Origin of the sequence: Streptacidiphilus sp. MAP5-3, from assembly GCF_041262505.1 — a bacterium.
In the GTDB taxonomy this organism is placed as follows: domain Bacteria; phylum Actinomycetota; class Actinomycetes; order Streptomycetales; family Streptomycetaceae; genus Streptacidiphilus.
In genome coordinates, this window is record NZ_JBGCCL010000025.1 from 26,308 (window position 1) to 50,798 (window position 24,491).

Sequence of the window (24,491 nt, forward strand, 5' to 3'; positions counted from 1 at the left end):
TCCGCCCGCCCGGGGTGAGAGGCGCCCGCGTGTGGCGATTCCGGGCCTGGCGGACTGGAGCACGCGGGCGTCGGCGTCGCTGATCGAAATCAGCATCGCGGGCGGAATCCTGACGGCCTACGCGTACGCGATGGACCTGGCAAAGCCGGTGTTCGCCCTGGCGGAACTGGTCGGCATGGTGCTGGGCATCCAGATGCAGCCGGTGTTCGGATTCCTGTCCTGGGGCCCGGGGGTCGCCTTCCTGGTCTGGCAGGCGGCCTTGCGCGGGCGCACGGGGCAGTCCCTGGGCCAGAAGCTCATGGGGATCGTGACCGTGGACGCGGACACAGGGGCACCGGTCGGCCCGGCCCGGTCCGTGATCCGCAGCGTGCTGCACGTCGTGGACATAGCCCCGGTGTTCTTCGGCTACGTCCTGCCGCTGTTCCAGTACCGGCGGCAGACCTGGGCCGATCAGATCTGCCACACCGTCGTGGTGAAGATCGAAACCATCAACGCGATTGCGGAGGTCCGGAAGTGAGGGAAGGAATGGTGAGCGGCTGCGGCGGCCTGATCGGCGTGGCCTGCGCGATGCAGGAACACCCGGCTACCACGGTTCCGGTGAGGCACCAGCCGCCGTACGGGTTCTGGCTTCTGGCTGCGCTGGTGGTGTGGCTGGTGGCGTTGTTGGTGGCTCCGGTGCTGCGGCGCAGGGCTCCCCACTTGTGGTGGGCGCTGTTCGGGTTCCCTGTGGCGGTGGTGCGGGTGCGCTGGAGCTGGCGCAGGTTTACCGATCTGCAAGACCTGTCGGTGTCCAAGCGCCCCGGGCTGGGGCTGGTGGGCAGCATCGTGGTGCGGGGGCGTGCGCTCAAGCTGATCCCGCCTCGGATCGGGGTGGCGCGCTGGCGTCGGGGCGGCCTGGTGGTCCGGGTGCGGCTGCACCCTGGCCAGACCCCCTATCAGTTCGCCATGGCCGCCCATGCGCTGGCGCACGCGTGGCGGATGTACTCGGTGCGGGTGGTCTCGGATGAGCGCGGGTTCGTGCAGTTGACGGCTGCCGCGTGGGATCCGTTGGCGGCTCCGTCGGTGCCGCGCACTCTGCTGCCTGCGCTGCTGTCGGCCGTGGTGGGTCAGTGGGAGGACGGCTCGGCGTGGGTGGTGAACCTGCGCGTGGTGCCGCACTGGCTGATCGTGGGGGCGACCCGTTCGGGCAAGTCCACGCTGCTGGCTTCGCTGGTGTCGGTGTGGGCACGGCAGCGGGTGGCGCTGGTCGGGATCGACCTCAAGGGCGGGATGGAACTGTCCTTGTTCGAGGCGCGGTTGACGGCTCTGGCCACGACCCGCGCGGAGGCGGCTGACCTGCTCTCCAAGCTGGTGACGATCGCCACGGACCGCATGGGCTTGTGCCGTTCGGTCGGGGCCCGCTCGATTTGGGAACTGCCGGACAAGAGGCGTCCTATCCCGGTGATCGTGTTGGTGGACGAGCTGGCAGAGCTGTACCTGATGGCCTCGTCGGCGGAGAAGGCGGAGGTGGGGCAGGTCTCCACTGCGCTGCTGCGGCTGGCGCAGCTGGGGGCGGCCCTGGGGATTCACCTGGTGATCGCCGGTCAGCGTGTCGGCTCGGACCTGGGTGTCGGCGTCACCGCGCTGCGGGCACAGCTGGCGGGGCGGGTCTGTCACCGGGTGCTGGACAAGGGCACAGCGGAAATGGCGCTCGGCGACCTGGACCCGGATGCCGTGGAAGCCGTTCAGCGGATCACCGCCGCACAGCAGGGCGTCGGCGTGACCTTCGGTTGGGATGGCCAGTGGATGCGGGCCCGCTCGATCCTGACCACGCCGGAGCAGGCACGCCGGATCGCCGACAAGTACGCCCATCTCGCGCCGATCATGAGCGAGTTGGGCACCGTGAACGACGAGACGGAGGTGGACGCGCCGTGACGCTGATCCTCTTCCTGGCCGTGGTCGTCTTCCTGTTGGTGCGCTCTGGCGAACTGCGCATCTGGCACGTGGTGGTGGTCGGGCTCCTCGGGCTCGAACTGGACCGCAGCCGCATCGCCGAATCGATCATCACCGCCGTGGTTCAGGTCTTCCAGGTCCTGACCAACGCCCATTAGTTCGAACTGGAGTTCCTATGCGACCACGACCAAGCACCCATGTCCCTGCTCGCTCCGCCGTCGCCTTCGGTCATACCGGGTTCCGCCTGGTGTGGCCGGGGCGGCGGCCCCCCTTCCCTTGGAGCCACCCACCATGAACCTCAACCCCTTTGAGAGCCCGGCCGCGCGACGCGCCTACCTGGACCACCTGGACCGCATCAAGCAGCTGAGCCCGGTAGATCGGGACCTTGTGCGCCTGGGCCAGATGCCCGGCCTGGAACGCTGGTTGGGGCAGATCACCGCAACCGGTGGATGTGCCCACCCGATCTACCTGTCCGGCCACACCACTCGGTACGACCGGGCGACTGGTGAAGTCCTGAGCCACTACAGCACCCGGGACGAACCCGGGGAGCGGCTGGCGGTGCGGTGCCGCAACCGGCGTGCCGCCTCGTGCCCGTCGTGCTCCTGGCAGTACCAGGGAGACGCGTTCCACCTGGTCCGTGCCGGGCTTGCCGGAGGGAAGGGCATCCCGGCCACGGTCCGGCACCATCCCCGCGCGTTCGTCACCCTGACCGCGCCCTCGTTCGGCAAGGTGCACCGGTCGGGCCAGTGCCACCCCATCCGCGCCAAGGCTTGTCCGCACGGATCGGATGGTGGCTGCGGTCAGATCCACGACGACGCAGACCCGTTGGTCGGACAAGCGCTCTGCGCGCACTGCTACGACTACGTAGGACACGTGCTGTGGAACGCGCACGCCGGAGTGCTCTGGAAGGCGTTCCGGGACAACCTGTACCACCACATCGGGGTGCGGTCGGGTGTCGGCCGGTCGGCGGTGCGCCGGGTGCTGCGCGTGTCGGCGGCGAAGGTGGCGGAGTACCAGCGACGCGGCATGGTCCACTTCCACGCCGTGATCCGCCTGGACGGGCCGACCGGTTCCGACTCCCCGCCCCCTGACTGGGCCACGGTGGAACTGCTGCTCGACACGATCCGCACGGCCGCTGCGGCGGTGGCACTGCCGGTTCCGGCGTCGGCGGCCTACGGAGAGCGGCGGTTGACGTTCGGTCGTGAGCTGGACGCCCACTCCCTGACCGGAGGAGAGGGCGAGCAGATGACGGATGACCACGTGGCGGCCTACGTCGCGAAGTACACCACCAAGGGCGTGGAAGCCACAGGCGTCCTTGATCGGCGCATCGACGCTGCCGGGCAGATCCGCAGACTCAAGGCCACCCGGCATGTGCGGGCCCTGGTCGGGACCTGCTGGCGGCTCGGCGCGCTACCGGAACTGGAGCGCCTGCGGCTGAGGGCCTGCGCGCACATGCTGGGTTACCGGGGACACTGCCTGTCCAAGACCTACCGCTACTCGACCACCTTCGGGGCACTGCGGGCTGAGCGTGCGGCCTACCTGACTGGGCGGACAGGCATGCAGGAGGAGGCCGTGGGAGTGGATGCGGCCTGGCGCTACGTGGGACGCGGCTACACCCCTGGTGAGGCTGAACTCGCGGCCGGGATCGCGGAGTCGATCGTGAGGAACCGGCAGATTGGACGGGCGGCGCTGGCCGACCTGGAAGCGGATGAGGCGCACCGGGGCAGACGCACGGCGCGGCAGCTCGAACCCGGGTGGGCGGGTGGGGCACGGCGGGCAGCCGCCGGCACTGACCATGATCATCCGGATGGGCGGTCGGACGGAGGGGGTCGTGATGCGGGCTGAGGTATCAGGGCGCGTCAGCGCGCTGCCCGGGGCCGGTGACGGCGCGGACTCCTGGCAGATCGTCAGTGCATCGCAGGAGGTGGCCGAACGGGCGGCGGCCGTGCTCGGCGGGGCTGCCTCCTCGACCGATGGCGGCTGGCGGGCGGTGGTGCCCGCTGAGCTGCTGCCGGTCGCGCTCCGGCGTGAGGGCGGCGGGGTCCTGGTCGAGATCGACGCCCTACCGGGTCTGTTGTTCGCGCTCGACTCCAAGCCGTTCCCGCTGTGGCAGATCGCCCCGGTGCGCACCTTGGTCGCTCTCGTACCCGAGAGGGAAGATCAGGGCGTGGGCTGCCTCCTGTCGGCGCGTCCGCTGCTGATCAAGACTCGCGGCGGGCGGCTGGTCCGCTACCTCATGCCCCAGCTGGCCACCGCCGACGTAGCCTGAGCGGTGCTGCCCCGGACCCTTCGTCTCCGGGGCAGCACCATCACGCTTACGCGGCCATGCCCGTGAGGCTTGCGCCGGTGATCGCGTACCGCTCGGGGGCTCCTGCCGGGTGCAGCACGACCCGTACGTCGTACTCGTTGAGCATCTCCCGCCGCACGGTGTCGTCGTCTTCGGCGTCCGCCCATGCCTGGGCAATGGTCTTGCCGGTCGGCTTCATCCGCATGCCGGGTGCACGCTCGGGCAGTGCCCGTAGTGCGGCGATCTCCTGCCCCAACTGGGCGTAGCGGGTCCGGAACCACTCGGCGTCGTCGGCCTCGTCGTACAGTCCCGCCGCGCGGTCCTCCCGCAACCGGGCCCGGGACGCTTCAAGTTCCTTGATCTCGGACGCGTACCCGGTGCCCGGGTCGTACACCTTGGCCATGACCTGCCCCGCCCCGTACTCATTGACGAACCACTCGGCTACCGCCTGGTTCAGCATCGGGACGGCCATTGCCGGGGCAGGCTTGCAGTCCTGGGACGCGGGGATGCCGCGCACCCGGCCGGTGCAGCCGTAGGCGGCGGGCTGACCAGCGCTGCGACCGGCGATGTACAGGCGTGCTCCGCAGGTGCCGCACCACGACACCCCCGACAGCATGTGCGTGCCCTTCGGCGTGCGGGCTCCGTCCCGCTTGCGGGCCAGCTTCTCCGCAAGGGCGCGATGGGTGGCCGCGTCCCACAGCGGATCGGCCAAGCGCACGGGCTTGCCGTCGTTGCCGGTCACGGGGCGACCGTCGTGCATCAGGTAGCCGAGTGCGGCGTCACTGGTCAAGATCGCGCGCACCGTCTTGGCGTTCCACGGGGTGCCCTTGATCGGACGCCCGTAGAGCTGGGCGCGTCGGTCGGAGGGGGACGGCACTCCCGCCCGGGTGAGGCGGGCGGCCTCGGAGTGAACGGTGATCTTGCCTGTCTCGTCGGCCAAGATCCGCTGTGCTACCTCGGAGATCACCGCGTGCGCGACCAGATCGACCGCGACGTGATCGACCTTGCCCATGGGCACGAGGCGAACGTACATGTAGCCGTAGGAGGGCATCTGGCGCGGCTGGCCTGCGGCGCGTGCCCGCAGCGCCTCGTCCCTGTTGCGCTTCTGGATCGCCCGCAACTCCATCTGCGATCCCATGGCCTTGAACAGCCATTCGGTCTCCTGGTTGGAGTCGGTGAAGTCCCACACTCCCCGGTGGTCGGCGGTGATGATCGAACGGTCCTGGCCGGTCAACAGCAACTGCGTGTTCAGGGTGTCGTGCACGTTGCGGCCGATGCGGTCCACGCTCGCCGCTGCGATCCCGTCGTACGGGCCCATCTCACCGCGCAGCCACGGACCGAACCCCTTCCGGGTCACCGGGTCCGTCGCCCCGGACACCTCCCAGTCGTCCGCATACGCGATCACGTGCCCGCCCGCTTCCGCAACTGCCGCGATGACCTGCTGCGCCTGACGCTCCGGGCTACTGGTGTCGTCCGAGGTCCGCGACAGTCGGCGCACCGCCACGAAGCACCGGCCGCACCCGTCATACTCGCTCGTGAGCATGTCGACCATGCTTGCACTCCCATCCCGCACGATCGTGCGAATTACGGAAGTGCGAGGGGCGCGGGGAACTGCGCGAATATCCACCCTGTGCGGATGGGCCTGCTCGTTCGGGGCTGTACCTGCGTGGGTGGCATGTCGCGCGGTTCCCCGCGCCCCTGCGTGTTGCAACTGGCTCCTTGCGCAGGAGTCCCCGTGCCCCTGAGGCAGTGCAACCTCCCCGGTGTTCAGAAGGCCGCTCTCCGGGCCAATGCTCAGGACGCCGGAAAACCTCGGTAACCTTGGCGACATGCCCGAACGCCGCACAGTCGCTCTCGTCACCCTTGGATGCGCCCGCAACGAGGTCGATTCCGAGGAACTCGCCGGGAGGCTGGAAGCCGACGGCTGGGAGCTCGTCGTCGACGCCGCCGACGCGGACGTCGCCGTCGTCAACACCTGCGGCTTCGTCGACGCCGCCAAGAAGGACTCCGTCGACGCCCTGCTGGAGGCCAACGACCTCAAGGGGCACGGCCGCACCCAGGCCGTCGTCGCCGTCGGCTGCATGGCCGAGCGCTACGGCAAGGAGCTCGCCGACGCCCTGCCGGAGGCCGACGCCGTGCTCGGCTTCGACGACTACGCAGACATCACCGAGCGGCTGCAGACCATCCTCTCGGGCGGGACGCACGTCTCGCACGTACCGCGGGACCGCCGCAAACTGCTCCCGCTGAGCCCGGTCGAGCGGCAGGCCGCGGCCGAGAGCGTCGCGGTGCCCGGCCACGGCGCCGAGCACGCCGAGCAGGCCGACGGTGTTACCGAGGACGCGACCCCGATCGAGGACCTCCCGGAGGGCCTCGCGCCCGCGTCCGGCCCGCGCACGCTGCGCAAGCGGTTGGACGACAACCCGGTCGCTTCCGTCAAGCTCGCGTCCGGCTGCGACCGGCGCTGCAGCTTCTGCGCGATCCCGGCCTTCCGCGGCAGCTTCCTCTCCCGGCGGCCGTCGGACGTGCTCAACGAGACCCGCTGGCTGGCCGAGCAGGGCGTCCGCGAGGTCATGCTGGTCAGCGAGAACAACACCTCCTACGGCAAGGACCTCGGCGACATCCGCCTGCTGGAGACGCTCCTGCCCGAGCTGGCCGCCGTTCCGGGCGTCGAGCGGGTGCGGGTGAGCTACCTGCAGCCCGCCGAGATGCGGCCGGGGCTGGTGGACGTGCTGACCTCGACGCCCAAGGTCGCGCCCTACTTCGACCTGTCGTTCCAGCACTCCGCGCCGAACGTGCTGCGCCGGATGCGCCGCTTCGGTGACACCGACCGGTTCCTGGAGCTGCTGGACCAGATCCGCGCCAAGGCCCCGGAGGCCGGAGCGCGCTCCAACTTCATCGTCGGCTTCCCCGGCGAGACCGAGGACGACCTGGCCGAGTTGGAACGCTTCCTCACCCACGCCCGGCTGGACGCGATCGGCGTCTTCGGATACTCGGACGAGGACGGCACCGAGGCAGCCGAGTACGACGGCAAGCTGCCCGAGGACGTCGTCGCCGAGCGGCTGGCCCGCGTCAGCCGACTGGCGGAGGAGCTGACCGCGCAGCGCGCCGAGGAACGGATCGGCAGCACGGTCTCCGTGCTGGTCGAGGCCGTCGACGAGGAGGACGGCGTGATCGGCCGGGCCCTGCACCAGGCGCCCGAGACGGACGGCATCACCATCCTGCTCGGCGCCGTCGAGGGCCTCGCGGTGGGCGACCTGGTCGAGGCCGAGGTCACCGCGAGCGAGGGCGTCGACCTCTACGCCGAGGTGTCGGCGTGACACCGGGTCCGGGGGGCGGGGCGGCGAGAACGGGCGCCCCGATGGCGGCTCCGGTCGACGACGTGCCTGCCGGCCCCGGGCTGTGGAACCTGGCCAACCTGCTGACGATGCTCCGGTTGGTGATCGTTCCGATCTTCGCCGCGCTGCTGTTCGCAGGCGGTGGGCACGACCCCAAGTGGCGCGCCCTGGCCTGGGCGGCGTTCGCCGTCGCGATGATCACGGACCTTTTCGACGGTGAGATCGCCCGGCGCAAGGGCCTGGTGACCGACTTCGGCAAGATCGCCGACCCGATCGCCGACAAGGCGATCATGGGCACCGCGCTGATCGGCCTCTCGGTGCTGGGCGATCTGGCCTGGTGGGTGACGATCGTGATCCTGGTCCGCGAGGTCGGGATCACCCTGATGCGCTTCTGGGTGATCCGCTTCGGCGTGATCCCGGCCAGTCGCGGCGGCAAACTCAAGACGCTGATCCAGGGAATCGCGGTCGGCATGTACGTGTTGGTACTCACGGGGCCGTTGGCGTCGGCACGCTGGTGGCTGATGGGTGTGGCCGTGCTGCTCACGGTGGGCAGCGGGCTCGACTACATCCGCCAGGCTGTCGTGCTGCGCCGGGCGGGGCTGGCCGAGCGTGCGGGACAGGGCACGGGGTCGTGACCGCCGACGCGCAGGCAGCCCTCGCGGCGCTGGTGCGCGCGGGCGCCACGGTCGCCGTCGCCGAGTCGCTGACCGGCGGCCTGCTGGCGGCGGAGTTCGTGGCGGTTCCTGGGGCGTCCAAGGCGTTCCGCGGCTCGGTCACCGCCTACGCGACCGAGCTCAAGGGCTCGGTGCTGGGCGTAGACGCGGACCTGCTGGCCGCTCGCGGCGCGGTGGACCCGGACGTCGCGGCCCAGATGGCCGCAGGCGTGCGGGTGCTGATGGGAGCGGACTTCGGTCTGGCGACCACCGGAGTGGCCGGTCCCGAGCCCCAGGACGGGCACCCGGTCGGCACGGTGTACGTGGCGATTTCGCGCGTGGGTGGAGAATCCGTCTCTTCGCTCCGGCTGTCAGGGGATCGTGTCACAATCCGACGCAAAGCAGTGGCGGCCGCGGTGGACTTGCTGACGCGGGCGCTCCAGGGCAATCCGGTGGGTTAGGAACGGGCCTCCTACCGGGAAGAACACAAGCAGTGGGCCGGAAAGATTCGCGGACAATACCGCGAACAACAGGGGAGGGGCCATGGATGCAGCCCAGAGTGAACACGACCAGGCTCCCCGCACGCGATGCGGGGCAGGCGGTACGGTGGGGCTGTGAGGTCTCTAGTCGCGGTCCTAGGAGGGAGCAACCGATGATCCTGCTCCGTCGTCTGTTGGGTGACGTGCTGCGTCGGCAGCGCCAGCGCCAGGGCCGAACCCTGCGCGAGGTGTCCGCTGCCGCGCGGGTCTCGCTCGGTTACCTCTCTGAGGTCGAGCGGGGGCAGAAGGAGGCCTCGTCCGAGCTGCTCTCTGCGATCTGCGATGCCCTCGACGTGCGAATGTCCGAGGTCATGCGCGAGGTGAGTGACGAGCTGTCGCTCGCCGAGCTGGCCTCCGGCGAGGCGGGCCGTCCCGCCCGGCTGGAGCCCGTGCAGGTGCCTTCGGCGGAACGCGTTCCGTCGCTGGTGCCGAAGGCGAGCGCTATGGACGTGGTCGCGGCGTAACGCCGCCGCTGGGTTTTTGACGGCCCCTCCCCGAGTCGATCGGTGTTCGATGTCGACTCGGGGAGGGGCCGTTTGCGCTCCGCGCGGATACGATGAGGTTTCTGTCCTGGCCTGTCCTGCCTGTCCCGTTGGGGAGGGTTTGTCGATGGTGTCGATACCCCGGCGGAGTCCGCTGACGTGGGGGCTGTGCGTGCTGTTCAGCGCGGCGGCGTGGGGGTTCCTGCTGAGCGGGCACACGTCTGCCGGGGTGAGCTTGATGTTCGCGGGGGGATGGAACCTGAGCCTTCTGCCGGTGCAGGCCCGCAGGTTCTGCGGGATCGGGCGACGCTCCACCCCGCAGGCGGTTCCCCGCGCCCCCGGATAGTGCGTGGTCCCTCACCGGCAGAGTCCCTCGTCTGTGTGAGGTTCACCCTCTCAGGCGAAGCCCCCTGGGCGTCGGGACGAAGCCCGCGTCCTCCAGGGTCGCGCTCAGCGCGGACGTCAGTGCGGGCTCGCCGTTGATCCGTTCCACGGTCAGGTCGCGCAGCGCGCCCTCCCGCACCGCTCGGGCCAGTGCTGCCGCGGCGTGGTGCAGGCGGGTGGGGTCCGTGGCCCAGGAGAGGAGCGACTTTCCGCCGCGTTCGACGTAGGCGACGAGCTCGCCGTCGACGAGGGTGACCAGCGCGCCCGCCTTGCGGCCGGGCTTGTGGGAGGAGGCCGCGCCTCCCGGTGGGTCCGGCCAGGGCAGGGCAGCGCCGTACGCGTTGGCGGGGTCGGCGGCGGCGAGGACGACCGTCTCGGGCTGATCTTCCGACGCGGCCTCCGCCCGGCGTTCCAGCGCGGTGTTGACCGCGCGCAGGCGGTCGATCGCGCCGTCGCCGGCGAACTGGGCCGCGCCCAGGCCGTCGACGACGTAGCCGCGGCGGGTGCGGCCGGTGTCCTCGAAAGCCGACAGGACCCGGTAGATCCCGGCGAAGCCGCCCTGGACCCGCTCCGACTGGACCGCCCCACGCGTCACGACGCCGTGCCGGTCCAGCAGGGTCTGCGCCAGCGCGTGGGCCCGCTGCGTCGGATCGGGCAGCGGTGCCGGCAGCACCGACCAGCGGCCCGCCGTCGGCAGCGACGGGACGCGGGGGATCGCCCGCGAGCCGCCGTAGCGGGCGCGCGGTGTGGCGCGCGGCGCGCGGTGGGCGGTCGCGCCCGGCGTGCGGCCGGAGCCGAGCAGGGCGCGCAGCGGGGCGAGTGTGTCGTTGGTGACCCTGCCCGTCCAGGAGAGCTCCCACAGTGCCGTGGCCAGCTCGCCCGGTGGTGTCTCCGTGCCCGGGAGCTGTCGGTCGACCTCCTCCGCGAGCTGTTTGAAGAACATCCCGTACCCCGGCGCCAACGCGGCCAGCACCGCGTAGTGCAGCGGGGTCAGCTCCAGCGGCAGCGGCTCGGGCAGCAGCAGCGGGGCCGCGTCCGCCGGATGGAGGGCGACCCAGCCGTCCTTGCCGGGCAGCGCGCCCGCGCCGGCCCAGAAGACCTCGCCCTGGGATGTCAGCTCGTCCAGCATGGCCGGGCTGTAGTCGGCCACCCGGGACGGCAGCACCAGCCGCTCCAGCGCGGACGCCGGGACCGGCGCGCCCTGGAGCTGTTCGACGGCGCGCAGCAGGCCGTCCACGCCGCGCAGCCGGTTGCCGCCGCCGATGTGCTGCCACTGGGGCAGGAAGGTGGCCAGGGCGCGTGGCGGGACCGGTTCGACCTCGTGCCGCAGTGCGGCGAGCGAGCGGCGGCGCAGGCGGCGCAGCACCTCGGCGTCGCACCACTCCGTCCCGGAGCCGCCAGGGCGGAACTCGCCCTGGACGACGCGGCCCGTCGCCGCCAGCCGTTGCAGCGTGCCGACCACGACGGCTGGGCCGAGGCCGAGCCGAACCGCCGCGTCGGCCGCGGTGAACGGGCCGTGGGTACGGGCGTGGCGGGCCAGCAGGTCGGCGAGCGGGTCCTTGACCGGCTCGGTGAACGCCTCGGGGACGCCGACCGGGAGCGGTGTGCCGAGCGCGTCGCGCAGGCGGCCCGCGTCCTCGATCGCGGCCCAGCGCTGCTCGCCCGCGATCCGGACCTCGATCACCCGTCGGGCGGCCTGCAGCCCGCGCGCCCAGGGGCGCTCCGCGCCGCGCAGCTCCAACTCCGCGTCGGAGAGCGGGCCGAGCAGACGGAGGGCATCGGCGACGCCCTCGATGTCCTTGATCCGGCGCTCGGGCGTCAGCCGCTGGAGTTCGGCCTCCAGCTCGGCGAGGACCGACTCGTCCAGCAGCTCGCGCAGCTCGGCCTGGCCCAGCAGCTCGGCCAGCAGGCGCGAATCCAACGCCAACGCGGAGGCGCGGCGTTCGGCAAGCGGGGAGTCGCCCTCGTAGAGGAACTGGGCGACGTAGCCGAAGAGCAGTGAGCGGGCGAACGGCGACGGCTCGGGGGTCGTCACCTCGACGATGCGGACTGCCCGGTTCTCCACGTCGCGCATCAACTCGACCAGGCCGGGCACGTCGAAGACGTCCTGCAGGCACTCGCGGACGGCCTCAAGCACGATCGGGAACGAGCCGAACTCGGAGGCCACCGAGAGCAGTTGTGCGGCACGCTGGCGCTGTTGCCAGAGCGGCGTGCGGCGGCCGGGGTTGCGGCGCGGCAGCAGCAGCGCGCGCGCCGCGCACTCGCGGAAGCGGGAGGCGAACAGGGCGGAGCCGCCGACCTGGTCGGTGACGGTCTGTTCGACCGTGGTCGGATCGAAGACGACGGCGTCCGCGCCGATCGGGGCCTCGTCCGCGCCCGGCCCGGCGGCCTTGGCGGGGGCGTCGGGGTCGGGGAAGTCGAGCAGGTCGGCGTCGGGCAGCCGGAGCACGATGCCGTCGTCGGCGTGCATCACCTGCGCGTCCAGGCCGTGACGCTCCGCCAGCCGCTGGCCCAGCGCCAGCGCCCAGGGGGCGTGGACCTGTGCGCCGAAGGGGGAGTGGACGGCGATCCGCCAGTCGCCCAACTCGTCGCGGAAGCGTTCGACGACGATGGTCCGGTCGTCGGGGAGGTGACCGGTGGCCTGGCGCTGTTCGGCGAGGTAGGAGAGCAGGTTTCCCGCCGCCCAGGCGTCCAGACCTGCCTCGGCCAGCCGGGCCGTGGCCTGCTCCGGCGACAGCGCGCCGATCTCACGGAGGAACGCGCCGACCGCGCGGCCGAGCTCCAGCGGGCGGCCGAGCGCGTCGCCGTGCCAGAACGGCAGCTTGCCCGGCACCCCGGGCGCGGGGGAGACCAGCACCTTGTCGTGGGTGACGTCCTCGATCCGCCAGGAGCTGGTGCCCAGCGTGAAGACGTCGCCGACCCGCGACTCGTAGACCATCTCCTCGTCCAGCTCCCCGACCCTCCCCCCGCCCTTCTTCGGGTCAGCGCCGGCCAGGAAGACGCCGAAGAGGCCGCGGTCCGGGATCGTGCCGCCGGAGGTGACGGCGAGGCGCTGCGCGCCGGGGCGTCCGGTGACCGTGCCGGTGACCCGGTCCCAGACGATGCGGGGACGCAGCTCGGCGAAGGCGTCGGAGGGGTAGCGCCCGGCGAGCATGTCGAGCACGCCCTCGTATGCCGAGCGTGGCAGCGAGGAGAACGGCGCGGCGCGCTGGACCAGGGTGAACAGCTCGTCGACGTCCCACTCGTCCATGGCCGTGATCGCCACCAACTGCTGGGCGAGGACGTCGAGGGGGTTGCGCGGGATCCGCAGTGCCTCGATCCTTCCGGCCCGCATCCGTTCGGTGACGACGGCGGACTGGACCAGATCGCCCCGGTACTTGGGGAAGACCACGCCCGTCGAGACCGCCCCGACCTGGTGGCCCGCGCGGCCGACGCGTTGGAGCCCGGAGGCGACCGAGGGCGGCGATTCGACCTGGACGACCAGGTCGACCGCACCCATGTCGATGCCCAGCTCCAGGCTGGAGGTGGCGACCACGGCCGGGAGGCGGCCGGACTTGAGCTGCTCCTCGACCTCGGCGCGCTGCTCCTTGGAGACCGATCCGTGGTGCGCACGGGCGAGCACCGGGGGCGCGGCCTTGTTCGCGCCCGCCTGAGCCATGGTCACGGCGGGGGCGTGGTCGGCGGGCAGCGCCTGGCCGGTGGCGCGCTCGACCGCGATCTCGTTCAGCCGGTTGCAGAGCCGCTCGGCCAGTCGGCGGGAGTTGGCGAAGACGATGGTGGAGCGGTGGTCCTGGACCAGGTCGGTGATCCGCTCCTCGACATGCGGCCAGATCGAGGCGGCGCGCTCGGGACCCCCCTCGGCGACGCCCGGAGCGGCGGCCGGCCCGCGACCGCCGCCGAGCTCGCCCAGATCCTCGACGGGCACGACGACGGAGAGGTCGAAGGCCTTCTCGGACGGCGGCTGAACGATCGTCACCCGGCGGCCGGGACTGAGGAACCGGGCCACCTCCTCGGGCGGCCGGACCGTGGCGGAGAGCCCGATCCGCCGGGCGGGCGCGGGCAGCAACTGGTCGAGCCGCTCCAGGGTGAGGGCCAGGTGCGCGCCGCGCTTCGTCCCGGCGACTGCGTGGACCTCGTCCAGGATCACCGTCTCCACGCCGCGCAGCGCCTCCCGGGAGGCGGAGGTGAGCAGCAGGAAGAGCGACTCGGGCGTGGTGATCAGGATGTCCGGCGGATGCGTGGCGAAGCGCCGCCGGTCGGCCGCAGGAGTGTCGCCGGAGCGGATGGCGACCTCGATCTCCGGCTCCGGCAGCCCGAGCCGGGTGGCCGCCTGGCGCAGCCCGGTCAGCGGCGCGCGCAGGTTCCGCTCGACGTCGACGGCCAGGGCCTTGAGCGGTGAGACGTAGAGCACCCGGCAGCGGCGCTTGGCATCCGCGGGCGGGGGCGTGGCGGCCAGCCCGTCCAGCGCGGAGAGGAAGGCGGCGAGCGTCTTGCCCGAGCCCGTCGGGGCCACCACCAGCACGTCGCTCTCGGCGCCGATCGCCTGCCAGGCGCCCTCCTGCGCGGAGGTGGGCGAGGGGAACGCGCCCTCGAACCACGCCCGGGTGGGCGCGGCGAAGTTCGCCAGGGCGGATTCGGTGCGGTGCGCGCGTGCCATGCGCCCATCGTGCCGTGCCGGACTGACAAACCCGCTCTGTGCTCTCTGCCTCGCTCGCTTCCTTGCTCTCGTCCTCGCGCGCTTCCTCGCATGGAGCACATCCGGAGGCATCGTTCAAAAGTGATCCATATCGTATGAATATCCCCGCCCGGGGCGCTTCTTTGCGCGCCGGACCCGAACCGTGGAGGCCCGGTGGCGCGTGTCGCGAAAGGCCTGCGATCTGCGACGACGCGCTGCACCGTGGTGCTCGCCCTGGTCACCTGCCTGCTCGGCGGCGCCGTTCCCTACGTCGGCGGGGCCGGTCGTCTGTACCTCGCCTACCTTGTCGTCGCGGATCGGGCGGACGCCGCCGGCGTGGCTGACGCGGACCACGCGATCCGGGCCGAGCAGGGGGTGGTCGGGCAGGAGTACCCGCAGATCGGGGTCGTCCTCGCCTACGGCTCCGACGCGGACTTCGGGGCCGAGGTGCGGGCGCAGCCCGGGATCGCCGCCGCCGGGGCCAGCCGGACCGCTCCGGTGACCAGCCCGATCGTGACCGGCTCCTCGACCGGAGCGGCGGCGGTGAAGGCGTTCGCTGCGGCGTCGGGGTCGTCAGGGTCGGTAGGGGCGTCCGGAGCGGGAACCTCCGCCGAGGCGGTCCCAGCGCGGATTTCGCCGAAGCCGGAGGAGTCCGGGGAGTCGGCGACGCTCGCGCCCTCGGACGACATCCCGATGGCTCCGGACCCGCACGGGCAGCTGCAGTGGTTCCAGAACATGGTCGGCGAGAGCGGCCCGCTGCCCGCCTCGGACGCCACCGCGCTGCGCCATGTCGTCGTCGCCGTCCTCGACTCGGGCGTCGACGACACACATCCGGACCTGCGGAGTGCCGTCGACCCCAGCCGGTCGGTCTCCTGCGCGACCGGCACGCCGGACACCAGTCCCGGCGCCTGGCGGCCGGACCCGGAGCTGGGCGAGAGCGGCCACGGCACCCATGTCAGCGGGATCATCGCCGCCGACCGGCCGGGCGACGGGGTGGTCGGCATCGCCCCCGGCGCGCGGATAGCGGCCGTGCGCCTGCTCGGTGACGCCGGGCAGTACTACGGCGAGAACCTGGTCTGCGGCTTCCTCTGGGCGGCCGACCACGGCGCGACTGTGATCAACGACAGCTACTTCGCCGACCCGTGGAAGTACAACTGCCCTGAGAACCCGGACCAGGCGGCCATCGCCGCGGCGGTCGGCCGGGCCGTCCGCTACGCCCAGGACAAGGGCGCGCTGGTCGTCGCCTCCGCGGGCAACGACGCGCAGGACCTGGCCGGGCCCCGGATCGACGACCGCAGCCCGAACGACCACGCCGACAGCGAGACGCCTCCGGTACGGCATCTCGGTGCCGAGTGCATCCGGCTGCCCGGGGGACTGCCCGGTGTCCTCGACGTCACCGCGCTGGTGCAGGACGGGAGCCTGGCCGGGTACTCCAACTGGGGTGCCGGGCAGGTCGCGTTGGCCGCTCCTGGCGGCGACCCGGACGGCGGTATCCCCCAGGCGGTGGTCTCCGACTGGCCCGGCGGCCGGTACGCGGCGCTGGCCGGGACCTCGATGGCGGCGGCGAGCGTCAGCGGCGTCGCGGCGGTGGAGGCGGCGCGCCATCCGGGCCTGCGCGGTGCGGCGCTCGGCCGCCTGCTGGAGCAGCAGGCCATGCCGCTGGGCTGTTCGTCCCGGCAACTGGGCGGCAAGGGCTGCCCCGGTGGGCCCTACTACGGCTACGGCCTGGCCGACGTGCGCTGATCCGCTCCTCGGTGGCTCCGGTGGCTCGGCGGATGGGTGGCTTGGTGGCTCGGTGGCGGCCCGGTCAGGCGCGGGCGTCTCATGGGGCGATCGTGGCGCTGACCTCGGGCTTCTCCCGTGCCAGACTGGCGGGAGAGCACGGCGAGGCAGGACAGGACAGGACAGGCAATCGGGGTGTCATGGCCAAGGAGATTGCACACTACTGGCAGCACCCCGCGCTGCCGGGTGTCGACCTGCTGCGCGCCCACTACGTCCGCCACAGCTTCGGCAAGCACACCCACGACGGGTACGTACTGGCCTCGGTCACCGCCGGTGTGGAGGCCTTCCACTACCGGGGCGCGGTCGAGGTCGTCCCGGCCGGGAGCGTCGCCCTGGTCGAGCCGGACCGGGTGCACACCGGGCACGCCGGGGTGCCGGACGGGTGGAGCTACTCCGTGCTCTATCCCGGGATCGACCAGGTCGTCGAGGTCGCCGAGGAGGTCGGGGTGCTGCCCGGCGCGCCCGGGTTCGCGACCGCCGTGGTCCACGACGACGAACTCTCGCGCCTGGTACAGCAGACCCACCGGGCGGCCGAGCAGAACCAGGTGCTGGCGGCCAGCACCTTCCTCCGGCTCGCCCTGGCCGTCGCGGTACGACGGCACTCGTCCCAACGGCTGGGTCCGGGGCGGCCGGTGGAGGGCAGGGGGACGGCCGGCGCGGCCAGGGACCTGCTGATGGCCCGGATGGACGCGCCGCCGACGCTGGAGGAACTGGCCGCGGCCGTCGACGCCCGCCCGTTCCCGCTGCTGCGTGCCTTCCGCGAGGCGTACGGGCTGCCGCCGCACGCCTGGTTGACGCAGCAGCGTGTTCGCACCGCCCAGGTCCTGCTGGGTGCGGGGACGCCGCCTGCGGAGGTGGCCGTGACGGTCGGCTTCGTCGACCAGGCGCACCTGACCCGGCACTTCCGCCGGATCGTCGGGGTTCCGCCCGGTGCCTACGCCCGGGCGCGCAAGAACGTACAAGAAATGATCGATTGATCCGGTCAGCATGACCGTATGACCGCTTCAAGCCCGACGTATGAACGATCCGGTGACCGTGCCGCGGAACGATCCAGTGATCGTTCCGATCGATCTCCCGCCGGCCGCCCCGATCGGGCGGTGGTGCGGGACTCGCTCGCGGTCGGGCTGACCGTGGGTGTCTCCGGCGTGGCCTTCGGCGTGACCGGGACCGCCGCGCACCTGACGGTGTGGCAGACCTGCGCGCTGAGCCTGCTGGTCTTCACCGGCGCCTCGCAGTTCGCCCTGGTCGGCGCGCTGATGGCCGGGGCGGCGCCGATCGCGGCGGTGGTGGGAGCGCTCTTCCTCGGCGTGCGCAACTCCTTCTACGGGCTGCGGCTCGGTGCACGACTTGAACTGCCGCGCTGGACACGCCCGTTCGCCGCACAGACGGTCATCGACGAGACCGCTGCCGTAGCACTCGTCCAGCCCGACCGCCGCTCGGCGCGGATCGGCTTCACCGTCACCGGGGTCACCCTCTACCTGGTCTGGAACGCCACGACCCTGGCGGGCGCGGTGGGGGCGAACGCGCTCGGCGACACCTCGCGCTACGGGCTGGACGTGGCCGGGCCTGCGGTTTTCCTGGCCCTGCTGGCACCTCGGCTGCGCGAAGGCGGTGAGGAGTGCGCGGTCGGCCTGCTCGGTGCGGTGTTGGCGCTGGCGGCGGTTCCGCTGCTGCCTGCGGGCGTTCCGGTGCTGGTGGCGCTGGTCGCGGTCCCGGCGGTGGCCTGGGCACGGAGTGCGCGGGCTGGGCGAGAGCGGGCTGGGCGAGAGCGGCTCGGGGCGGAGACGGTCAGTGCTGAGAGTGCTGAGGTCGCTGAGAGCGTGCCGGGTGCACCGGCGGAGAAGGAGGACGGACGATGAACGCGACCTGGTGGGCGGTGCTCGGGACGGCCGCAGGCTGCTACGGCCTCAAGCTGCTCGGACTGTCCGTTCCCACAGGCCTGTTGGACCGGCCGACCGTCCGGCGCTTCGCCGCGCTCGCGCCGATCGCACTGCTCGCCGCCCTCACCGCGTTGCAGACGTTCAGTCAGGGCAGCCACGGACTGACCGTGGACGCCCGGGCAGCCGGTCTGGCCGCCGCCGGCTTCGCCGCGTGGCGACGTGCGCCGTTCCTGGTCGTGGTGGTCACGGCGGTCCTGGTCACGGCCGGGGTACGGGCGCTGGGCTGAAGCGCCCCTGCACCCAAGACGGCGTGCTACCGCGGTCCGATGCCCAGCCGCGCGGCGTCGCGCTCCGGTCGGACCAGCAGGGCGACCAGCACACCCGTCACGGCGACCATCGCCGCGGTGAGCAGATAGCCGGTGCGGTAGCCGGAGGCCACCTGTACGCCCGTCGTCAACTGGCCCACCACCAGCGGCGCGAGCACGCCTGCCAGCGAGTAGACGAAGGCCAGCGCCCCGAGCACGACGCCGCGTTGCCGGGGCGGGGCGATCCGGGCGCAGGCGGCCTGGGCGATCACCAGGATCACCACCGACAGCACGCAGGGCCCCACCGTCAGCGCCACCTTCGCGGCATGGGAGCCGACGACAGCGAAGGCGGCCAGCGAGAGGCCCGCGACCACCGCGGCCCCGCCCGCCCACGGGGCGAGCCGGGCGATGCTGCCGCCCGCCCGCCGCGCACGCTGGGCGGCGACGCCAAAGGCGAGCAGGACCAGCGTCGAGGTGAGTCCGGCGCCCATGGTGACCAGGCCCGCCTGGTCGGTCGTCATGCCGAGCACTGTGCGCAGGTAGTCCGCGCCCCAGGTCAGGCTCGACGTGGTCTGCCAGTAGGCGGCGAAGGCCGCCAGGGCGGAGGCGGTCCAGGTCCCGGTCAGCAGGATCCGGCGGAGGGGGACGTGCGGGGTGTCGGCGGAGGCCGCATCGGGGGCGGCGGCCGTCGTGACCGCTGCGTCGCGGATCTGTTCCGGACCCTCCAGCCCGAACCGGTACCAGAGCGCCGCCCAGGCCAGACCCGCGATGGCCACCACGCCGAAGCCCCAGCGCCAGCCGGCGTGGGTGATCACGGTCGTCAGCACGGGCGCGGCGATCGCCACCCCCGCCCCCGAACCGAGCGCCAGCACCGATGTCGGCAGGGTGCGGTCCCGGTCCGAGAACCAGGTGTAGAGGCTGTGCGTCGCGACCGGGAAGGCGGGCCCCTCGGCGGCTCCGAGCAGCACCCGGGTGCCGACCAGGACACCGAAGCCCGCCCCGCCGACCAGCATGGGAAGTTGCGCCGCCGACCACAGCACCGCCATCACCAGCAGCAGCCTGGTCGTGCTGACCCGCCGCGTCAGCGCCGAGACGCCCAGCGCCGCCAGGCTGAACAGCGCGAAGAACGCCGCCGCGGCCCGTCCGTACTGGGCGTGGGTGATGTGCAGGTCCTGCATCATCGGCGTCGCGGCCAGGCCGAGCACCGTCTTGTCCGCGAAGTTGATCAGCATGAAGGCCAGCAGCAGCCAGGTCGCCCGCCATGCCCCGGCGGTCGCCGGGCCGCCTGCCCAGCCGGTGCCCGGAGCGGCCGTCGGCGTGCCCGCCCCACCCGAGGAGACAGTGGTCACAGGCGAACCTCCGGGACGGTGGGGAGACCGCACGGCGAATGTGCTGCGTCAGCGGACTCGGGGTGGTGATCCAGGAGTCTGCGGTGCGCGCCCTGCCTCGGACAACGGAGCGCGTCACAAAGGCAGTCGACGGATACTGTGATCCGTCACAACCACAGCGCCATGGCGACAGGAGGTGCGGATGGAGCGCGACCTGGACGACCGGGACGACCGGCGCGACCGGGACGTCGTCGTGGCCGCCGCCCTGTCGGAGCAGGCCCGCGCCCTTGCCACGCGCTGCGAGTCGCGGGTCAACGAGCTCGCGCGCCGGATCACCGGAGCGGACTTCGCCGTCTTCTCCGCGTACCGGGACCTGCCGGAGGACATGAAGCACACCGAGATGGCCGCCACCGTCCGGCACGGCCTCCGGCTCTTCTTCACCGTCGTCAGGGAGGGGCGTGCCGGGCTGCCCGAGGAGTTCCGGCTCTTCCGCGAACGCGCCGCCCAGCGCGCGGAGGAGGGGATGCCGCTCCAACTGCTGCTCCGTATCCACCTGGTGAGCCTGCACGCGCTCTTCGCCGCGCTGCGCGAGGAGGCCGGGCCGGGGGAGGAGACCGCCCTGGTGGAGCTGGCCGACCTGCTGCTCCGCACCCAGTCCCGGTTGATCGGCGCGGTCGCGGAGACCTACCTCGACGAGCAGTCGGCGCTGTCGGCGGAGCGGCGGGAGTCGCGGCGCACGCTGGCTCGCGCTCTGCTGGCCGGATTCCCGGTGCTGCCCGGCCGGATCGAGGAGAACGGACTGGCACGCGGCGCGCTCGTCGTGGCCTTCGGCTCACGCGCGACCGGCGGGTCTTCGTCCGAGGCGTCCCAGGCGGCCCGGTCTGCCCGGTCTGCCCAGGCGGCAGAGTCGTCCGAGTGGACCGAGGCGTCGCGGTCGATCGCGCTCGGGCGGCGGATGCGGCGCGTCCACGGTGTGCTGGAACGGACCTTCGGGCCCGAGGTGCTGGCTGTCGTCGAGGCCGAGGGCGGCCACGTGCTCGTCCCGCGTGAGCAGGCGGCGGGCGGGCTGCCCGTGGGGTTGGGCGAGCGGATCGGCGAGGCCTGGGGGGCCGACGTGTGGGTGGCCACGACCGTCGCCGAGGACCCCGCACAGATCGCCGCCGCCGGGCGGACCGCCGCCGAGGTGCTCCGCCTGGTCCGCGCGCTCGGCCGGAGGCCCGGCCACTACCGGCTGGACGACGTGCTGTTGGAGTACCACCTGTCCCGGGGCGACGAGAGCAGTGCCGCGCTGGCCGGCCTGCTCGACCCGTTGGCCGACCGCCCGGACCTGCTGGAGACGCTCCGCGTCTACCTCGCCCTGCAGCAGGATCGGCGGGGCACGGCGCGCGAGCTCGGACTGCATCCGAACACGGTCGACAACCGGCTGGCCCGCGCGGGTGAGTTGACCGGGGTCGACGTCACCTCCCCGCGCGGTTACGCGGTGATGCTGACGGCGTTCACGCTGCACGACCTGCGCCAGCCCGAGCCCGGCTGAGCCCGGCTGCCCCTTCGGTCGGCCCTCTCGGTCGGCCCCGCTCGGGCCGGGGGCTGTGACGGATACTGGGCGCATGCGTCTGACCGAGTTCTGGAAGAGGATGTACGCCCACTTCGGTGAGGCCTATGCGGAGAGCTTCGCCACCGATCACGTGATGAGCGGACTCGGTGGCCGCACGGTCCGCGAGGCGCTGGACGCGGGCTGGGAAGCCAAGGACGTGTGGCGGGTCGTCTGCGCGTCGATGGGGGTGCCGGCGTCCCGGCAGTAGGGCGCGGGGCGCAGCACCACGGAATACGAGTCGTGGGGCGGCGGTTGCGGACCGTACAGGCGATCGGGCACCGCAGCCGTCGCCGATCCGCACGGCCGTCCCGATCGCTCCGCGCTCAGGGCGCGCCCCGACCGACGGAGTCGTCCGTGTCCCGTTCGTTCCTCTTCCTTCTCGCCAGCGCCCGGCCCGGTGGTAACACCGAACTGCTCGCCCGCCGCGCGGCGGAGCAACTGCCGTCCGGGACCGAGCAGCGCTGGCTGGACCTGGCCGAACTGCGCCTGCCGGACTTCCTGGACACCCGGCACGCCGACGAGGGCTGGCCGGAGCAGCAGCACGAGGAGTTGTTGCGGCAGGCCACGCTCTCCGCGACGGACGTGGTGATCGTCTCGCCGCTGTACTGGTACTCGCTCTCCGCCTATGCCAAGCGCTACCTCGACTACTGGTCCCGGTGGTTGAGCACGCCGGAGCCCGACTTCAAGGACCGGATGGCCGGTCGCACGCTGTGGGGCGTGACCGCGCTGGCCCATCGTGAGGAGGACGTCGCCCAGCCGCTGGTGCTGACCCTCAACCACAGTGCGGCCTACATGGGGATGCGCTTCGGCGGCGTCCTGCTCGGCAACGGCAGCCGCCCGGGGCAGGTGCTGAACGACGAGCGGGCGATGGTCCGCGCCAAGACCTTCTTCGCGCAGGAGGCGCCGTCGGCGCGCTTCCCCTACGAGACCGACGAGCAGGTCGCGTGACCGAACCGTCGACCAGTCGTTCTAGTAGGAGAGAGGACGACGCCGAGGACGCAGGCGGGGACGGTGGCAGGTCAGGGGCGGGCGGCGAGGCGGAGTGCGAGAATCGAACGCACGTTCCCTATAGTTCCCTATACTGAAATTCGGCACGTTATCCACAGGCTGCTGCTCGCGGAGGGCTGTTTGTCAGTGGTGCGCGCTAGCGTCTTCGGTGATGAAGCGTTCAGCACAGACCCCCAAGGTGGCACCCATGGCAGCGAACGACCGCGAGCGGGCTCTCGAGACAGCCCTCGCCCAGATCGAGCGACAGTTCGGCAAGGGCTCCGTGATGCGTCTCGGCGACGAGGCGAGGGCTCCGATCGAGGTGATCCCCACGGGTTCGATCGCGCTCGACGTGGCCCTCGGGGTCGGCGGTCTGCCGCGCGGTCGTGTGGTCGAGGTCTACGGCCCGGAGTCCAGCGGTAAGACCACGCTCACCCTGCACGCCGTGGCCAACGCGCAGAAGGCCGGCGGCATCGTCGCCTTCGTCGACGCCGAGCACGCGCTCGACCCGGAGTACGCCAAGAAGCTCGGCGTCGACACCGATGCCCTGCTGGTCTCCCAGCCCGACACGGGTGAGCAGGCGCTGGAGATCACGGACATGCTGATCCGCTCCGGCGCGGTCGACCTCATCGTCATCGACTCGGTGGCCGCCCTGGTGCCGCGCGCCGAGATCGAGGGTGAGATGGGTGACTCGCACGTCGGTCTCCAGGCCCGACTGATGAGCCAGGCGCTGCGCAAGATCACCGGTGCGCTCAACCAGACCAAGTGCACCGCGATCTTCATTAACCAGCTCCGCGAGAAGGTCGGCGTGATGTTCGGCTCGCCGGAGACCACGACCGGTGGCCGCGCGCTGAAGTTCTACGCCTCGGTCCGTCTCGACATCCGCCGGATCGAGACCCTCAAGGACGGCACGGAGGCGGTCGGCAACCGCACCCGCGTCAAGGTCGTCAAGAACAAGGTCGCCTCGCCGTTCAAGCAGGCCGAGTTCGACATCATCTACGGCCAGGGCATCAGCCGCGAGGGCAGCCTGGTCGACATGGGCGTCGAGCACGGCTTCGTCCGCAAGTCCGGCGCCTGGTACACCTACGAGGGCGACCAGCTCGGCCAGGGCAAGGAGAACGCCCGCAACTTCCTGCGGGACAACCCGGACCTCGCCGACGAGATCGAGAAGAAGATCAAGGAGAAGCTGGGCGTCGGCCCGAAGCTCGACAATGCCGAGGCCGCCGCGCCTGTCGTTGCCGAGGCTGCTGCTCCGGCCGCCGCCAAGACACCGGCTGCCCGAGGCTCCAAGGCGAAGGCCGCTGCCGAGGCGGTCCCGGCGAAGGCTGCCACCGCCGCTGAGGCGGTCCCGGCGAAGGCTGCCACCGCCGCTGAGGCGGTCCCGGTGGAGGCCAAGGCCTGAGCCCGGTGATCAGCGACAGCGACTGGGGGCCGCGCGACTGGTGTGCCAACGGCATCGGTGGCGAGGAGCAGCAGGAGAACCTTGCGGGTCCGGATTCAGTTCCGGCCCCGGAGCCTGCGCCCTTTGCCACCGAGCCGCCACCGGCGTCCGCCTCGGTGACGCGCGCGCGTACCGACGGACGCGGGGGACGCAGCGGGCGTGGCGAGCGTGGTGGGCGCAAGCGGCGCGAACGCCGCGAGGACGATGAGGGGAACGAGTCGCGCGCGGAGGTCGCTGATCCCGCCGCGCGGGCACAGGACATCTGTCTCCGGCTGCTCACCGGTTCCGCGCGCACCCGGCGGCAGCTGGCGGATGCGCTGCGGCGTAAGGAGATCCCGGACGAGGTGGCCGAGGAGGTCCTCGACCGCCTGGAACAGGTCGGACTGATCGACGACGCAGCCTATGCCGAGGCATGGGTGGAACAACGGCAGCGCCATCGAGGCCTGGCCCGACGGGCGTTGGCCAACGAGCTGCGGGCCAAGGGTGTGGCGGGCGACGTGGTGCAGCGCGCCGTCGCCCAGGTCGAACCGGAGGACGAGGAGGCGGCGGCCCGACGCCTGGTGGAGCGCAAGCTTCGCTCGACCGCCGGGTTGGACCGTCAGGTCCGGTTGCGCCGCCTGGCAGGAATGTTGGCCCGACGCGGCTACCCGGAAGGACTTGCCCTGCGCGTGGTCCGCTCGGCGCTCGACGAGGAGGAATCGTACGACGCGGAGCTGCTCGACGAGGAGTCGTTCGACCTGGACTCGACGGATTGATCCGCCCAACTTCCTGATACCCCAACGGTCGTGGCTCTGCGAAGCATTTGCCCGACGAGGTCCGGAATGGTCGCCATCTTGACCGTTTCGTAACACCCACCTAGCCTCGCCATGAGCGATGAGGGGCCTCTG

At 72.0% G+C, this 24,491-nt stretch carries 21 protein-coding genes; 18 read left to right on the top strand and 3 right to left on the bottom strand.

The features are described from left to right. Positions 1-31: 31 nt before the first annotated feature. The 5 genes from ABH928_RS28160 (at position 32) to ABH928_RS28180 (ending at position 4,201) form a co-directional block, all read left to right on the top strand. Positions 32-517 carry an RDD family protein gene (locus tag ABH928_RS28160; protein ID WP_370071424.1) on the top strand — a complete coding sequence of 162 codons (486 nt, stop codon included), beginning with the start codon at positions 32-34 and terminating at the stop codon, positions 515-517. Between the two features lie 11 nt (positions 518-528). Then, the gene (locus tag ABH928_RS28165; protein WP_370071425.1) at positions 529-1,914 is read left to right on the top strand and encodes an FtsK/SpoIIIE domain-containing protein; all 1,386 of its coding nucleotides are present in this window, start codon (positions 529-531) and stop codon (positions 1,912-1,914) included. Continuing rightward, the gene (locus tag ABH928_RS28170; protein ID WP_370071426.1) at positions 1,911-2,090 is read left to right on the top strand and encodes a hypothetical protein; all 180 of its coding nucleotides are present in this window, start codon (positions 1,911-1,913) and stop codon (positions 2,088-2,090) included. The genes ABH928_RS28165 and ABH928_RS28170 overlap by 4 nt, the downstream gene beginning before the upstream one ends. 133 nt (positions 2,091-2,223) lie before the next feature. Further along, positions 2,224-3,777, top strand: coding sequence for a replication initiator (locus ABH928_RS28175; RefSeq protein WP_370071427.1), 1,554 nt, complete (start codon positions 2,224-2,226; stop codon positions 3,775-3,777). Continuing rightward, positions 3,767-4,201 (top strand): hypothetical protein, encoded by a 435-nt coding sequence (locus ABH928_RS28180; RefSeq protein ID WP_370071428.1) that lies wholly within the window; start codon positions 3,767-3,769, stop codon positions 4,199-4,201. The genes ABH928_RS28175 and ABH928_RS28180 overlap by 11 nt, the downstream gene beginning before the upstream one ends. Positions 4,202-4,247: 46 nt before the next feature. Here the strand turns inward: ABH928_RS28180 and ABH928_RS28185 are convergent, their stop codons facing one another. Then, positions 4,248-5,762, bottom strand: coding sequence for a recombinase family protein (locus tag ABH928_RS28185; protein ID WP_370071429.1), 1,515 nt, complete (start codon positions 5,760-5,762; stop codon positions 4,248-4,250). Positions 5,763-6,048: 286 nt separating this feature from the next. On the opposite strand from ABH928_RS28185, the gene rimO reads away from it, so the two are divergent. From rimO to ABH928_RS28205, 4 genes are all read left to right on the top strand, one after another. Continuing rightward, positions 6,049-7,536, top strand: a complete 1,488-nt coding sequence (rimO, locus tag ABH928_RS28190; protein WP_370071430.1) for a 30S ribosomal protein S12 methylthiotransferase RimO — start codon at positions 6,049-6,051, stop codon at positions 7,534-7,536. Between the two features lie 41 nt (positions 7,537-7,577). Continuing rightward, positions 7,578-8,189 (top strand): CDP-diacylglycerol--glycerol-3-phosphate 3-phosphatidyltransferase, encoded by a 612-nt coding sequence (gene pgsA, locus ABH928_RS28195; protein ID WP_370071431.1) that lies wholly within the window; start codon positions 7,578-7,580, stop codon positions 8,187-8,189. After that, a complete protein-coding gene (locus tag ABH928_RS28200; protein ID WP_370071432.1) occupies positions 8,186-8,668 on the top strand; it encodes a CinA family protein in 483 nt (160 codons plus the stop codon). Before pgsA ends, ABH928_RS28200 begins: the two co-directional genes overlap by 4 nt. A 191-nt stretch (positions 8,669-8,859) precedes the next feature. After that, positions 8,860-9,210 (top strand): helix-turn-helix domain-containing protein, encoded by a 351-nt coding sequence (locus tag ABH928_RS28205; protein WP_370071433.1) that lies wholly within the window; start codon positions 8,860-8,862, stop codon positions 9,208-9,210. A 406-nt stretch (positions 9,211-9,616) separates the two neighbouring features. Here the strand turns inward: ABH928_RS28205 and ABH928_RS28210 are convergent, their stop codons facing one another. Continuing rightward, a complete protein-coding gene (locus ABH928_RS28210) occupies positions 9,617-14,269 on the bottom strand; it encodes an ATP-dependent helicase (RefSeq protein ID WP_370071434.1) in 4,653 nt (1,550 codons plus the stop codon). Between the two features lie 192 nt (positions 14,270-14,461). Between ABH928_RS28210 and ABH928_RS28215 the strand changes: the two genes are divergently transcribed. The 4 genes from ABH928_RS28215 to ABH928_RS28230 all read left to right on the top strand — a co-directional run bounded on the left by ABH928_RS28215 (position 14,462) and on the right by ABH928_RS28230 (position 18,236). Next, positions 14,462-16,030 (top strand): S8 family serine peptidase, encoded by a 1,569-nt coding sequence (locus ABH928_RS28215; protein ID WP_370071435.1) that lies wholly within the window; start codon positions 14,462-14,464, stop codon positions 16,028-16,030. A gap of 179 nt (positions 16,031-16,209) precedes the next feature. Next, positions 16,210-17,046 (top strand): AraC family ligand binding domain-containing protein, encoded by an 837-nt coding sequence (locus ABH928_RS28220; RefSeq protein WP_370071436.1) that lies wholly within the window; start codon positions 16,210-16,212, stop codon positions 17,044-17,046. Positions 17,047-17,064: 18 nt separating this feature from the next. After that, positions 17,065-17,928, top strand: coding sequence for an AzlC family ABC transporter permease (locus tag ABH928_RS28225; RefSeq protein ID WP_370071437.1), 864 nt, complete (start codon positions 17,065-17,067; stop codon positions 17,926-17,928). Further along, positions 17,925-18,236, top strand: a complete 312-nt coding sequence (locus ABH928_RS28230) for an AzlD domain-containing protein (RefSeq protein WP_370071438.1) — start codon at positions 17,925-17,927, stop codon at positions 18,234-18,236. Before ABH928_RS28225 ends, ABH928_RS28230 begins: the two co-directional genes overlap by 4 nt. Before the next feature lie 26 nt (positions 18,237-18,262). Here ABH928_RS28230 and ABH928_RS28235 read toward each other — a convergent pair whose 3' ends face one another. Then, positions 18,263-19,603: an MFS transporter gene (locus ABH928_RS28235; protein ID WP_370071439.1), complete on the bottom strand. Its 1,341-nt coding sequence runs from the start codon at positions 19,601-19,603 to the stop codon at positions 18,263-18,265. Positions 19,604-19,784: 181 nt separating this feature from the next. Here ABH928_RS28235 and ABH928_RS28240 point away from each other — a divergent pair, with 181 nt between their 5' ends. The 5 genes from ABH928_RS28240 (at position 19,785) to ABH928_RS28260 (ending at position 24,359) form a co-directional block, all read left to right on the top strand. Then, positions 19,785-21,116, top strand: coding sequence for a PucR family transcriptional regulator (locus ABH928_RS28240; protein WP_370071440.1), 1,332 nt, complete (start codon positions 19,785-19,787; stop codon positions 21,114-21,116). A gap of 73 nt (positions 21,117-21,189) precedes the next feature. Then, a complete protein-coding gene (locus ABH928_RS28245; protein WP_196198640.1) occupies positions 21,190-21,384 on the top strand; it encodes a DUF3046 domain-containing protein in 195 nt (64 codons plus the stop codon). A 146-nt stretch (positions 21,385-21,530) separates the two neighbouring features. After that, positions 21,531-22,124, top strand: a complete 594-nt coding sequence (locus tag ABH928_RS28250) for a flavodoxin family protein (protein WP_370071441.1) — start codon at positions 21,531-21,533, stop codon at positions 22,122-22,124. Positions 22,125-22,371: 247 nt separating this feature from the next. Continuing rightward, entirely contained in the window at positions 22,372-23,565 is a 1,194-nt protein-coding gene (recA, locus tag ABH928_RS28255; protein ID WP_370071442.1) for a recombinase RecA, read from the top strand. A 5-nt stretch (positions 23,566-23,570) separates the two neighbouring features. Further along, entirely contained in the window at positions 23,571-24,359 is a 789-nt protein-coding gene (locus tag ABH928_RS28260) for a regulatory protein RecX (RefSeq protein ID WP_370071443.1), read from the top strand. Positions 24,360-24,491: the final 132 nt, after the last annotated feature.